12 protein-coding genes and 2 pseudogenes are annotated in these 12,827 nt (G+C 42.0%); 6 read left to right on the forward strand and 8 right to left on the reverse strand.

Annotation, left to right across the window (positions count from 1 at the left end; genetic code table 11):
• Nucleotides 1-325 precede the first annotated feature (325 nt).
• From EP737_RS09535 to EP737_RS09550, 4 genes and pseudogenes are all read right to left on the reverse strand, one after another.
• Nucleotides 326-1,381 (reverse strand): GerMN domain-containing protein, encoded by a 1,056-nt coding sequence (locus EP737_RS09535; RefSeq protein WP_129727740.1) that lies wholly within the window; start codon nt 1,379-1,381, stop codon nt 326-328.
• Nucleotides 1,382-1,611: 230 nt separating this feature from the next.
• On the reverse strand, nt 1,612-2,412 hold the full coding sequence (gene racE, locus EP737_RS09540; protein ID WP_129727741.1) for a glutamate racemase: 801 nt from the start codon (nt 2,410-2,412) through the stop codon (nt 1,612-1,614).
• A 158-nt stretch (nt 2,413-2,570) separates the two neighbouring features.
• Nucleotides 2,571-2,795, reverse strand: coding sequence for a spore germination transcription factor GerE (gerE, locus tag EP737_RS09545; RefSeq protein ID WP_129727742.1), 225 nt, complete (start codon nt 2,793-2,795; stop codon nt 2,571-2,573).
• Nucleotides 2,796-3,164: 369 nt separating this feature from the next.
• Nucleotides 3,165-3,257: pseudogene (locus tag EP737_RS09550) on the reverse strand (AzlD domain-containing protein); the annotation flags it as partial.
• On the opposite strand from EP737_RS09550, the pseudogene EP737_RS09555 reads away from it, so the two are divergent.
• From EP737_RS09555 to EP737_RS09570, 5 genes and pseudogenes are all read left to right on the forward strand, one after another.
• Nucleotides 3,250-3,894 (forward strand): annotated as a pseudogene (locus tag EP737_RS09555) (aminotransferase class I/II-fold pyridoxal phosphate-dependent enzyme); the annotation flags it as partial. The pseudogenes EP737_RS09550 and EP737_RS09555 sit on opposite strands and share 8 nt — an antisense overlap.
• A gap of 141 nt (nt 3,895-4,035) precedes the next feature.
• On the forward strand, nt 4,036-4,266 hold the full coding sequence (locus tag EP737_RS09560; RefSeq protein WP_129727743.1) for a YozQ family protein: 231 nt from the start codon (nt 4,036-4,038) through the stop codon (nt 4,264-4,266).
• Between the two features lie 127 nt (nt 4,267-4,393).
• Nucleotides 4,394-4,570: a hypothetical protein gene (locus EP737_RS25510; RefSeq protein ID WP_165350737.1), complete on the forward strand. Its 177-nt coding sequence runs from the start codon at nt 4,394-4,396 to the stop codon at nt 4,568-4,570.
• Between the two features lie 371 nt (nt 4,571-4,941).
• Nucleotides 4,942-6,633: a DUF6044 family protein gene (locus tag EP737_RS09565; RefSeq protein ID WP_129727744.1), complete on the forward strand. Its 1,692-nt coding sequence runs from the start codon at nt 4,942-4,944 to the stop codon at nt 6,631-6,633.
• A 4-nt stretch (nt 6,634-6,637) separates the two neighbouring features.
• On the forward strand, nt 6,638-7,651 hold the full coding sequence (locus tag EP737_RS09570; protein WP_129727745.1) for a glycosyltransferase family 2 protein: 1,014 nt from the start codon (nt 6,638-6,640) through the stop codon (nt 7,649-7,651).
• Between the two features lie 207 nt (nt 7,652-7,858).
• Here EP737_RS09570 and EP737_RS09575 read toward each other — a convergent pair whose 3' ends face one another.
• The 4 genes from EP737_RS09575 to EP737_RS09590 all read right to left on the reverse strand — a co-directional run bounded on the left by EP737_RS09575 (nt 7,859) and on the right by EP737_RS09590 (nt 11,870).
• A complete protein-coding gene (locus EP737_RS09575; RefSeq protein ID WP_129727746.1) occupies nt 7,859-8,308 on the reverse strand; it encodes an acyl-CoA thioesterase in 450 nt (149 codons plus the stop codon).
• 372 nt (nt 8,309-8,680) lie between these two features.
• A complete protein-coding gene (gene sdhB / locus EP737_RS09580) occupies nt 8,681-9,442 on the reverse strand; it encodes a succinate dehydrogenase iron-sulfur subunit (protein ID WP_129727747.1) in 762 nt (253 codons plus the stop codon).
• Nucleotides 9,435-11,231 (reverse strand): succinate dehydrogenase flavoprotein subunit, encoded by a 1,797-nt coding sequence (gene sdhA, locus EP737_RS09585; RefSeq protein WP_129727748.1) that lies wholly within the window; start codon nt 11,229-11,231, stop codon nt 9,435-9,437. Before sdhA ends, sdhB begins: the two co-directional genes overlap by 8 nt.
• Before the next feature lie 12 nt (nt 11,232-11,243).
• Entirely contained in the window at nt 11,244-11,870 is a 627-nt protein-coding gene (locus EP737_RS09590; RefSeq protein ID WP_129727749.1) for a succinate dehydrogenase cytochrome b558 subunit, read from the reverse strand.
• Nucleotides 11,871-12,185: 315 nt separating this feature from the next.
• On the opposite strand from EP737_RS09590, the gene EP737_RS09595 reads away from it, so the two are divergent.
• Entirely contained in the window at nt 12,186-12,632 is a 447-nt protein-coding gene (locus EP737_RS09595; RefSeq protein WP_129727750.1) for a YslB family protein, read from the forward strand.
• Nucleotides 12,633-12,827: the final 195 nt, after the last annotated feature.

The raw sequence follows: 12,827 nt of genomic DNA on the forward strand, positions 1-12,827 counted from the left end.
GTAAAGAAAGCTCGCCGACTGGCGAGCCCTGCTCTCGGGCGAAGACAGAGGCATAATTGCACTTATACTGTATTCCTAAAATTTCTCCTTACGTCGAATGATCTCCCAGCTAGAAATTTATACGTTCTTACAGTGTAAAGAAAACTCGCCGACTGACAAGCCCTGCCTTTGGGCGAAGACAGAGGCGTAATTGCACTTATACTGTATTCTTAAAATTTCCGACTACGTCGAATGACTTTCAGCTGAAAATTTATAGTTTTCTACAGTGAAAAAGAAGAAGGAGAGTCACTCTCTCCTTCTTCACAAGTATATCAAATTCTATTCCTTAAAAACTACCTGTATTCACATTTTGTGGTCGTGTCACCGGCTTTGTCAGCTTCTGCCCTTGTTCATTTGCAATATCAGACTTGCCATTCACCTCGATAGATACACTGTCAACGCCTTTTTGTTCAGTCAACGATAGCACAAGTGAATTTAGTACGTATGTCGAAATAATATTTTTATCTGGGCTGCCATAAATATTCTCATTAAAATTCAACGTGACTTTGCCGCCTTCATACTTCGGCTCCCCTAGCAGCTTTACATCAGGATTCAAGTCGCTTGAAAGCATAGACTCCGGAGATGGTCCCTTAACCAATTCCTTGACAACCGCTGTTAGCTCATTCTTCTCACTGTTTGCGATGCGGCGTGTAACCGGAACATAATAATATGTTTGCTTATTTGTTTGTGCTAGGAAATAGAGTGTCACCGGTTTCGTATTCGTAACATCCGCTACCTGCTCATCATCAAAGTTGATGCCGTCTGCACGGCTCACGCCATTGCCAATTGGTGTTTTATTCACTGGCATCGCCGTAAGATCTTTTCCATTTATACGGAACTTCACCTGCTTCACTTCTTTGAATTGTGTCAGCGTCCATGTAACAGCTTCTACAATACGACGTTCCTCGTCCTTTTTATAATTTTTAAACTCCTCAGAGAAATCAGCTATTGCTACACCATCTTTTACATCTACACCGTTAATTTCTGTATCAGCTGGCAGCACTGCCTTAAATCCGTTAGGCAGCATTCCTGTGACAGGACCCTCCTTGACTAAATATTGCAGCGCTTGTTTGATAACAGCATTATCCTGCGGAGTAGGAATTGCCAACGTTTGCGGAACAACATAGCCGTTTTTATCTACTAAATAAAGCTCTCGATTGACCGCTTGTTTCTTTTCCCCTTGTTTAGCTGTTGGCTCTGTTTTCGTGCTTGCTCCTTCTTGATCCTTATATGTTACTTCCTTTGGCGGGTCAATTTGTTCCGTTGATGTTTTGTTTCCACCTATCCCACAGCCTGCCAGTACAGCAGTGCATATAATGGTGCACACAACCCATTTTCGCATGCCATTCCCCTCCTCATACGGTTTGTACTATATGTATACGAGCCCTTTTTTCGTTTAGACCAGAAGCTCTGAAATTTCTTGTCCACATAAAAATCCGGCTGGACGTTTATGTTTGCAAAGGGAATTTTATACTTTCCTACAGAAAAAAACACACGGTGCTCAGTAAAGCTTACCGTGTGTCACTATAAAAGCCGTTTTTCTTTTCGAATTAGTCTCTTGAAGAACTTTCCCTATTCTCCTAGGGATATATGGTGGACATTTTCAATCGGTTGTCCGAACCAGCTGGATGCAATTTCTTTAAATTTCTCTGTTGGGCCAGTTGTTAAAAATAGATGATCCGCCTGTTCATCCTCTTGATGTAATAAACCGCTGTGATACAAAATGGTACTCACCTCTCGGGCAGTTTCATCCCCAGAACTGATTAGCTGAACATCATTTCCCATGACTCGTTGAATCACAGGCCCAAGGATTGGATAATGCGTACATCCAAGAATTAACGTATCAATATTCGTATTCCTTAGCGGCTCAAGTGTGCATTCAACAATTTCCAGTGCCTCTTCTTCTCCAAACATTCCATTTTCCACTAAGGGAACGAACGGTGGACAAGCGAGACTTTCTACTGTAACACCATTATGGATTGCATACAACGCATGCTCGTATGCCCTGCTCTCAATGGTCCCTACCGTACCAATAACACCTACGTTATGATTTTCAGTCACCTTCAGCGCTGTACGCGCTCCTGGATGAATTACACCGATAACCGGAATAGACAGCTCTGCCTGCATTTCTTCGAGCACAACAGACGTTGCTGTATTACATGCGATAACAAGCATTTTAATATCATACGCTAGCAGGTAGTTGGTTAACTCCCAAGTAAATTTCCGTACCTCCCCGCGCGGACGCGGACCGTATGGACATCTTGCCGTATCTCCTAAATAAATGATGCGCTCCTTCGGCAGCTGACGGATGATTTCTCTCGCTACCGTTAGTCCGCCAACACCGGAATCGATAACACCGATTGCTCTATTCAAAAAATCGCCCCATTTTCTATCTGTATACTGTTGTCAGCAGGTATAATCCTCCCCCTGGCAAACCATTGTCTATTTTCCGCTGTTTCCAATAAAATTGCAAGGCTTTATGTACAGAGAAAAACCGGCCTTCCTGTGGCGGAAAGAAAGCCGGTCGGTTCCTATAATTCCAGCTCCCCCATGCGGAGAAGCTCTACAACTGCTTGAGAGCGCCCCTTCACTCCAAGCTTTTGCATAGCATTTGAAATATGATTGCGGACAGTTTTTTCACTGATGAACAGCTCTCCTGCAATCTCCTTTGTTGTCTTATCTTGAACGAGCAACTCGAATACCTCTCGTTCCCGCTTAGTAAGTAATGGTTTGGATACAAAGTCTTTTTCCGTCAAGTCCTATAACCCTCCTTGCTTAAACAGCACTCCACATGTTTGGGATGGGTATCTATTTAGTCATAGCATTGTATGAGATGAGTGCTTGCAACGTGCATGAAAAAAGAGGTTTTTTCTAAAGCGGTTACGAAAAAATTCTTTTGATGATGAAGAAGCTTATACGCTTTCTTTATTCGACATTGATTGTAATCACGAAATACTTTTTATCTTGAACTAACCGATATAAATCCTCGTAAAGCTTGCTGGGCACACACCAGCACTTCGATAAAGAAAACTCGCCGATTGGCGAGCCCCACTTATACTATATTCCTAAAATTTCTCGCTACATCGAATAGGCTTCCTGCTAGAAGTTTATACTTTCCTACAGTGTTAAAAAATAAATTGCACCAAAATCATGTAAACAATAGTACCTCCTGATATAGATAGGAACATGTTTTTCTTCCAGAAGTGAAGAAATGCAACCACCGTTATGATGTCAGATTTTCGAAAGTTGGAATTAGCGGCGGTCATCCGTAAGCATCGTTTAATTTTGATTGAGGATGATATCCATGCATTTCTGACGGCAGGTATTATCCCCGATTATCAGCAACCCATGTTCAATTTACTTCCAGAACAAAGTGTTTATATTTGCGGCACCTCTAAGTCCATCTGTTCTGGATTAAGAGTGGCCTATATGGTCTATGGGGATGCATTGCGTGAGAAAATTTTGCAGGCTATTTTTAACATCAATGTAAAAACCTCCTCCTTAGATGCGGAGATTATCACAGAGAGTATCTTATCAGGAAAAGCTCATGAAATTGTTTCTCAAAAGCAACAGCTTGCACAGTCTGCAAATGATATGTATTTAGAATATTTCCCGCTTAACAAGCCTGTTGGGCATCCCCTTAGTTTCTATCGTTGGCTTCCCATTGAAGGGCATAATGATGCCTTAAAATTGGAAATGGATTTAAAAAGGAGCGGTATTCGAGTTTTTCATTCTGAACGTTTTCTCAGTGGGCAGACCACACCTGATAAGTATTTGCGTATTTCGCTTTCTTCTACAAGCTCATTAGATGAGTTGAAAATGGGATTAGAAATCCTAAAACAGTATCTCGGTTAATTCGGGATAAGCAAAAATCCAATCTTTAAGCCTTGTAAAAAGTTGATTGCTAACATTACTGAACCTGATTTTATCAAAGGATAAAGTTTTTATAATTCGATGCAGAAACGGTGACACTATGGCAGAAAGGAGCTGATACAAGTGGCAAACAAACAACAGGATGATTTACAAACACAAAGCAGCAATATCTCAGACAAGCAGTATGATCCTACGGACTACAAAAAAAATGATAGCTTATCTCAATCGTTCGCTGTTACGCATGAACAAGTAAGTGATACGTACACAGAAGGAACTGTTGATGGAGCTATAGAGAATGTGGCAGGGAAGGATGTTAAGCTTGAGAGAAAAGGCTATGACCTCAAAAAAATGTAGGTTGTATAAGAAGGAGACAAAAGTGCGCCCTTGAGTAGACAATGATTTGTACTTATGTTTCCCGCGTACTTGCCGCACATTATCAAAGGTTGCAGATAAAACTATACACGAATTAGGAGGGATTACAATGTTTCGACGAAATGGAATGGGAACTTTCTCTACTTTAACAGCTGTTGGAATTGGGATTGGAATTGGCGTAGCTGCGTCCCGCATGATGAGAAACGGCGGTATCCAGTTAACAGATATGATGTCCATGAACAAACAAAATCAGTCACAGCACAGAAACAATCAAAGTCAACAATAATAGCAGATAAGCTCACCCCTTTCGTAAAAGGGGTGAGCTTATTCATTCCCGCCACTACCGCAACAACAGCTAACACGCTTCCCCTCAACGTTACGGTATCCATTCGCTGTTTCCTTAGCCATAACTATTATGCTGGTTTTCTTATCAAATTTAATTGGCACCTAGTTAAGGAATTGTATTTGTAAAAAAACTCGCCGATTGGCAAGCCCTGCCTTTGGACGAAGACAGAGACGCAGCCCTACTTATACTGTATTCCTAAAATTTCCGATTACGTCGAATTGACTTCTAGCTGGAAATTTATACTTTCTTCCAGTGTAAAATAATGAATGATTTCCCATTATTTGTTTATCCTATAGCTTGGGTGATGAAATATGCTGTTAAAACTTCGAGAACACCGCGCTGTTTTACTGGCATGCGTGATAATTGCTCTGTTTCTTCTCCCTCTATACGTACTGGGAGAGAATGCGCATATTCGTATGCACGATAATTTAGATTCTAATATCGCTTGGTACAAGGTGCTCCGGGAAAGCGGACAGCTTTTTGGGGCAATTGATGCAACCATTCCCCAGGTTATCAATGGGCTGCCACGCAATTCATTTGGAACAGAATTTAGCCTTCTCGTTTGGCTTCATATGCTGTTCCCTTCGATGATTGCTTATGCGATTAGTCAAACAATTGTCCGCTTCGTGGCTTTTTTTGGAATGTATTATCTGCTTCAGGATCATATTATTCCTCAAAGGGAAACGAGCTGGATTTCTGTTGGGGCTGCCTTGGCCTTTTCCTTAACTCCTTTTTGGCCATCCGGCATGTTAAGTACGTTGGGGCACCCGCTTGCTCTATGGGCATTTTTGCATATTCGCCGTCACACAGCCTCTTGGAAGCACTGGCTGGTCATCCTTCTATTGCCGCTGTATTCAAGCTTCGTGTTAGGCTTTTTCTTTTTTCTCGCTGCAATGGGAGTGCTATGGTTGGTTGACGTACTGCGAACTCGACGCATCAATCCTGTATTTGCGGCAAGTATCGTTACGATGACAGCTTTATATTTACTTATTGACTATCGACTTGTCTACTCTCTTTTATTCCCGCAGGGGCCGACAAGCCGAAATGAGTTTGTCTCGTCTATCCTCCCATTTTGGAAAACCATTCGGCTCGTGGGAAAGAACTTCGCAATTGGGCATACACACGTACTAACTGTTCACACATACGTTCTTCTCCCGCTTCAGCTGTTTACACTTGTTATATTGGTTTTTCAGCGCAAAAAGGATATGCTTAAGCGCAGCTTTTTAGGTTGGTTTGCTCTTAACATTTGTTTATCCGTTTGGTATGCCTTTTGGTTTTATGTTGGCTGGCAGCCTCTCAAGGAACGTTTTGCATTTCTGAACACTTTCAACTTTGCACGCTTCCACTTTTTGCGGCCGCTTGTCTTATATGTCCTGTTCGCCCTTTCTCTCGCATTTCTTTGGCAGCTTGGAAAGAGATGGAGGAGCCTTGTAAAGCTGGCTGTTATCGCACAATGTCTTATCTTATTTTATTGTAACGAAGAGTGGTATTACAGACGCGTACATGCTCCGTCCTTCAAGGAGTTCTATGCAGTTTCCCTATTCGAGAATATCGCGGATTATATCGGGAAGCCAAAACAGAACTATCGCGTTGCAACCATTGGGCTTCACCCAGCTATTGCACAATATAATGGCTTTTACACATTAGATACATACAATAACTTTTATCCGCTATCCTATAAGCGGCAATTCCGAAAAATCATTGCAGCTGAGCTCAAGAAAAATAAACGTTTAAAACGGTATTTTGATCATTGGGGCGGACGCTGCTACCTATTCTCTGCCGAACTTGGAAAATGGTATGACTATCGGAAAACATCCAAGAAAAAAATTCGTCATCTGCAGTTAAACACAGCGGCCTTTTCCTCATTAGGGGGACGCTATATTTTCTCAGCTGTTCCGATTCAAAACGCAGCTTCCAATCATCTTCGTTTCAAACGATCCTTTGAACATCCAGAAGCTCTTTGGCGCATTTATCTATATGAAGTGGAAACACAAGGAGAGTGACATCATGACAGAACCTATTTTAACAATTGTGGTACCTTGTTATAACGAAGAGAAAGTAATGAAAGAAACCATTGGACAGCTTTCAGTTGTACTGGCAAAGCTAATCCGAGAGGAGCTTATCCACGCAAGGAGCAAGCTTCTATTTGTAGATGATGGAAGCAAGGATGCGACATGGAATCTTATAGAGGAAGTTAGCAGGATAAATCCATTTTTAACGGGTATTAAGCTAGCGCGCAACGTCGGTCATCAACGTGCGCTCCTTGCCGGCATTTTATTGGCAAGGGAATATTCTGACTGCGTCATTTCCATTGATGCTGATTTACAAGACGATATTGCCGTTATTCGCGATTTTATTCTAAAATATCAAGAAGGCAATGATATTGTATATGGTGTACGAAGCAAACGGGATACAGATACATTTTTTAAGAGAACAAGCGCTGTTTGGTTTTACCGCTTCTTACATAAGGCAGGCGTGAATATTGTACATAATCATGCCGATTATCGCTTGCTTAGCAAACGTGCCCTTGATGAACTAAGCCTGTATGAAGAGCGCAATATATTTTTGCGCGGCATTATGCCGCTTCTTGGCTTCCGTTCCACTTTTGTTACATATGAGAGAAAAGCACGTTTTGCGGGCGAATCGAAGTATCCGTTAAAAAAAATGCTGTCATTTGCCTTTGATGGCATTACATCCTTTAGCATAACGCCAATTCGCTGGATTACGATTATCGGAATGTGCGTCTTCTTGCTAAGCCTGGTTTGCGGGGTCTATGCGCTCGGTCAGCGTTTCCTTGGTTTTACAACGCCAGGATGGACATCCATCGTCATTTCAATCTGGTTATTAGGCGGTATTCAGCTTATGAGCATCGGATTAATTGGAGAATATATCGGAAAAATGTATGTAGAGGTGAAACAACGACCTCGTTACACAATTGAGACTGATCTGTACTCTAGACAAATTCAAACACAGGACTGGTCCGTATCCTCCTCTCAAGAGGAACAAGAAAAAACATCCTGAATCTCTTCATAAGAAAAACGGACACAGGCAGCAAAACACCCCACACAAAGGGAAGATGATTTTCCGTTGTGTGGGGTTGTACTAAAAACAGAAACTAGACAATGTCCCAAACCGAAATTCCTCGCTTCATCAAATCTTTTTCTTCTACTTATATAGGGTGGTAGAGGAACTATTTTTCAGAGAATGAAGAGAGGTCTTTTATATGAATTATCTCTCAAGCAATTTCACTTTCCATTCGTCAGACCACGGCAAACCTTTTCCTGTTGTTCTCGAAACCTGCACAATAGTCCCTCTTGCTGCAAGACAGATTTCTCCGGCTTCATTTTTCACCATATAATGCAAGTCAGCAGAAGAGGTTCCCACAGACTGTATCTTTGCATACACCCGTAGCTGTTCATCAAAATACACCTGCTTCAAATAATCGCATTGCTGGTTTGCCACAACAATCATTGCTTCCGTCTTTTTATCCATCCACTTTTGCATAAAACCAAGCTCCTTAAAAAATTCAATCCGTGCCTCTTCAAAGTATGTAAATGGAGCTTTATTATTAAGGTGACCAAACATATCCGTTTCTGAAAAACGAACTTTTACCGGTATAAAAAAGCTAAATTCCTTTTCCCATTCCAGAGCATTTTCAACATATGATATGTGTTTCATTCCAGCGCCCCCTAATCATTTCACAAGGTGAAGCATTATATAAGAAACCTTTTTTACTGCTTGCAGCTAGAGCATCTTGCATTGTAAGAAAGTATAAATTTCTAACTAGAAATCAATTCGATGTAGTGAGAAATTTTAGGAATACAGTATAAGTAGGGCTACGCCTCTGTCTTCGCCCAAAGGCAGGGCTCGCCACTCGGCGAGTTTTCTTTACACTGTAAGAAAGTATAAATTTCTAGCTAGAAGTCAATTCGACGTGGTGAGAAATTTTAGGAATACAGTATAAGCGCAACTACGCCTCTGTCTTCGCCACTCGGCGAGTTTTCTTTATGAAAATCGCCTCTTCTGTAGGAAGAGGCGATAGCTGACAGATTAATAGTTATTGTCACTGCCAAAGAAATCCTTGAACGATTGGAATGTTGTATCGCGGTTCAAGGCAGCGATTGATGTTGTGAGCGGAATTCCTTTTGGACAGGATTGTACGCAGTTTTGCGAATTTCCGCAGTTTGCAAGTCCACCATCGCCCATCAGGGTACGCAGACGCTCTGCTTTATGCAGAGAACCTGTTGGATGTGCATTGAACAGACGCGCTTGCGATAATGGAGCCGGCCCAATAAAGGAAGATTTCTCGTTTACGTTCGGGCAAGCCTCTAAGCAAACGCCGCAGGTCATACATTTTGATAACTCATACGCCCATTGACGTTTCTTCTCTGGCATACGTGGTCCTGGACCAAGATCGTACGTACCGTCGATTGGCACCCATGCTTTTACGCGTTTTAAGGCGTTGAACATGCGGCTACGGTCAATTTGCAAATCACGTACAACCGGGAATGTTTTCATTGGCTGCAAACGGATTGGCTGTTCAAGCTTATCAACAAGCGCAGTACAGGATTGACGCGGTTTGCCGTTAATAACCATAGAACATGCGCCGCATACTTCCTCCAAACAGTTCATATCCCAAGCAACTGGTGTTGTTTGGTTTCCCTTTGTATCAACCGGGTTACGACGAATTTCCATCAATGCCGAGATAACGTTCATATTCGGACGATAAGGAATTGCAAACTCTTGTTCATACGGTTGTGCGTCCGGCGAGTCTTGTCTTGTAATAATGAGGCGGATTTGTTTATCAGACATGTTGCTTATCCCCCTTCTGTTCTGCCGTTTCATTTTTCTTCTTCTTATCTGTAGTATAGTCGCGTTTACGCGGTGCGATTAAATCTACATCTACATCTTTATAAGAGAATACTGGCTCCTTCGTCTTTGCATCGAAGCTTGCCATTGTATGCTTCATAAACTGTTCATCGTTACGCTCTGGGAATTCTGGTTTATAATGCGCTCCGCGGCTTTCATTACGGTTATATGCGCCAAGCGTGATGACACGAGCTAAGTGCAGCATGTTTTCTAACTGACGAGTAAAGGAAGCTCCTTGGTTGCTCCATTTTGCTGTATCATTAATGTTGATGCGCTGATAACGTTCCAGCAGTTCCTGGATCTTATTATCCGTTTGCAGAAGCTTTTCGTTGTAACGTACAACCGTTACATTGTCCGTCATCCATTCTCCAAGCTCTTTATGAAGCACATACGCATTCTCAGTTCCGTTCATAGCCAAAATGTTGTTGTATCTTTCAATTTCCGCAAGCTCGTTTTGCTCATAAACAGAAACAGATAGAGCATCAGCCGACTTTTCAAGACCCTTCATGTACTCAATCGCATTTGGTCCTGCTACCATACCGCCGTAAATAGCGGATAATAAGGAGTTTGCTCCTAAACGGTTTGCTCCGTGCATAGAGAAATCACACTCACCTGCCGCGAACAACCCTGGAATATTTGTCATTTGGTTGTAATCTACCCATAATCCGCCCATCGAATAGTGAACAGCCGGGAAGATTTTCATCGGCAGCTTGCGCGGATCGTCGCCCGTGAACTTCTCATAAATTTCAATAATACCGCCCAGTTTGATATCAAGCTCTTTTGGATCCTTATGAGATAAATCTAGATACACCATGTTTTCGCCGTTCACACCAAGCTTTTGATTTACGCACACGTCAAAGATTTCACGAGTTGCAATATCACGCGGTACAAGGTTTCCGTACGCTGGATATTTCTCCTCCAAGAAATACCAAGGCTTGCCATCTTTATATGTCCAAACACGTCCGCCCTCACCGCGTGCAGATTCACTCATGAGACGAAGCTTATCGTCTCCAGGAATTGCTGTGGGATGAATTTGGATAAACTCACCATTTGCATAGATTGCGCCTTGCTGATAGACAGCAGAAGCCGCTGTACCCGTGTTAATAATTGAGTTTGTAGATTTTCCGAAAATAATACCAGGGCCGCCTGTCGCCATAATAACAGCATCAGCTTGGAAGCTTTTAATTTCAGATGATTGTAAGTTTTGAGCCACAATTCCACGACAAACACCCTCATCATCTACAACAACACGTAAAAACTCCCAGCCTTCAAATTTTTCAACAAGACCGGCCACCTCATGACGGCGCACCTGCTCATCTAATGCATATAACAGCTGCTGACCAGTCGTCGCGCCTGCAAACGCTGTGCGGTGGTGCTTCGTACCTCCAAAGCGGCGGAAGTCAAGAAGACCTTCATCCGTACGGTTAAACATAACACCCATACGATCCATTAAGTGAATAACTCCAGGAGCCGCATCGCACATCGCCTTAACAGGAGGCTGATCCGCTAAGAAGTCGCCGCCGTATACCGTGTCATCAAAATGCTCCCATGGAGAATCCCCTTCACCCTTTGTGTTAACAGCGCCGTTAATACCGCCCTGCGCACAAACAGAGTGAGAACGTTTTACTGGAACAAGCGAGAACAGGTCAACCTTAACTCCTGCTTCCGCTCCTTTAATTGTTGCCATTAAGCCGGCCAAGCCGCCGCCAACTACGATTAGTTTCCCTTTCATGCTCTCCACTCCTTACATATTTGCTAACTGAGGATCCACGAATGCGAACAAAGCACGAATTCCTACTATAGATAGTGCAAAGAAAATCGCCAATGTTACATAAGTAGATATGCGCTGTGAACGCGGTGAAACTGTAATGCCCCAACTAATGAAAAATGACCATAATCCATTAGCAAGGTGGAATACTGCTGATAACACGCCTATTGTATAAAATATAAACATACCAGGATTGCTTAAAATATTTTCCATCATTTCGTAATCCACTTCTTGTCCTAATGCAGCGGCAATACGTGTCTGCCAAACGTGCCAAGCGATAAAAACAACGAGGAATACGCCCGTAAAACGCTGAATCGAAAACATCCAGTTACGGAAATAGCTGTAAGCATTAACATTATGCTTAGCAGTGAATGCAATATAAATTCCATATACCGCGTGATACAACAATGGTAAAAAAATCACAAACGTTTCTAAGAAAATTCGGAATGGTAGGTGTTCCATAAATCCGGAAGCTTTGTTGAACGCTTCTGCGCCCGCCGTAGCAAAATGGTTTACTACTAAGTGTTGTGTCAAAAAAATACCGACAGGAATGACTCCTAATAAAGAGTGCCATTTACGGTAAGCAAATTCTTGCCCTTTCATCTTCCCATTACCCCCCTTGAATGTTTAGCTCACATCATAAATTATTATTTTCAGACAATAGCATTTCTTTCATTCTCTGAAAAAGATTGTAAAAACTATTCAAAATATTACAGTATAATTTATGACAAATCCATTTTACTCCTAACTTCCTAAGAGCGTCAAGAAAACGGATACACAATATCTGTATAAAATTTCAAGAAGTGCATTAATACCTGTTAAAACATCGTAATGCTTTTGTAACATTCTAGCGAAATTATGTGTTTCTTTTATCAAAATGTTATATAATAACGACAGAAAAGAAAGAGGGGAAATCTCGTGAGCAACAAAACAAATATAGAACAATTACTAACAATTCCAATAAATGCTTTCGCCTACGAGTTAATTCGTGAAGAGCTTCTTCCAGATATTATTGGCAAAGAATTAGATCGGATACTATATTGGGCAGGAAAAAACCTTGCCAGGAAGTACACACTAGAAACCTTTGAAGATATTATCGTTTTTTTCCGGCAAGCCGGCTGGGGTGACTTAAGCATCGTTGAGCAAAACCGACGTGAGCTGCAATTACAACTAACGAGTCCTCTTATTGGGGAACGCTACAAGAATAAACAAAATACAACCTATCAATTAGAAGCGGGTTTTCTTGCACAGCAAACGCAGCAGCAGCGCCAAGTAATTGCTGAAGCATATGAAGACCCGAAAAAACGCTCTGAAAAAGTACTATTTACCGTGAAATGGGATGCAAAGGATCCTCTTAATACATAAGCCGGCTTTTGCTGGCTTTTTATGTTTTATACGGTAGACGAAGCAAGCAACTGCTCAATTGTTTCGTCTACCTATTGTAACAGTTGCAAATTTCCGTGCCAACACGGGAAACACTTCCGTTTTTTCCATCTGCTCATCATTTCTTCCTTGTCCTGCACACAAGCCCTTCGCGCCAAGCTATCAGCTGAAAATGAA

The sequence above is a fragment of the Ectobacillus funiculus genome, from assembly GCF_004138295.1.
GTDB classification, from domain to species: Bacteria; Bacillota; Bacilli; order Bacillales; family Bacillaceae_G; genus Ectobacillus; species Ectobacillus funiculus.

What these genes read in the sequence shown, in the direction of transcription:
- EP737_RS09535 (WP_129727740.1), bottom strand. Translation starts at nt 1,381, where the DNA reads ATGCGAAAATGGGTTGTGTGCACCATTATATGCACTGCTGTACTGGCA.
- EP737_RS25510 (WP_165350737.1), top strand. Translation starts at nt 4,394, where the DNA reads ATGTTTCGACGAAATGGAATGGGAACTTTCTCTACTTTAACAGCTGTT.
- EP737_RS09565 (WP_129727744.1), top strand. Translation starts at nt 4,942, where the DNA reads ATGCTGTTAAAACTTCGAGAACACCGCGCTGTTTTACTGGCATGCGTG.
- EP737_RS09570 (WP_129727745.1), top strand. Translation starts at nt 6,638, where the DNA reads ATGACAGAACCTATTTTAACAATTGTGGTACCTTGTTATAACGAAGAG.
- EP737_RS09575 (WP_129727746.1), bottom strand. Translation starts at nt 8,308, where the DNA reads ATGAAACACATATCATATGTTGAAAATGCTCTGGAATGGGAAAAGGAA.
- sdhB (WP_129727747.1), bottom strand. Translation starts at nt 9,442, where the DNA reads ATGTCTGATAAACAAATCCGCCTCATTATTACAAGACAAGACTCGCCG.
- sdhA (WP_129727748.1), bottom strand. Translation starts at nt 11,231, where the DNA reads ATGAAAGGGAAACTAATCGTAGTTGGCGGCGGCTTGGCCGGCTTAATG.
- EP737_RS09590 (WP_129727749.1), bottom strand. Translation starts at nt 11,870, where the DNA reads ATGAAAGGGCAAGAATTTGCTTACCGTAAATGGCACTCTTTATTAGGA.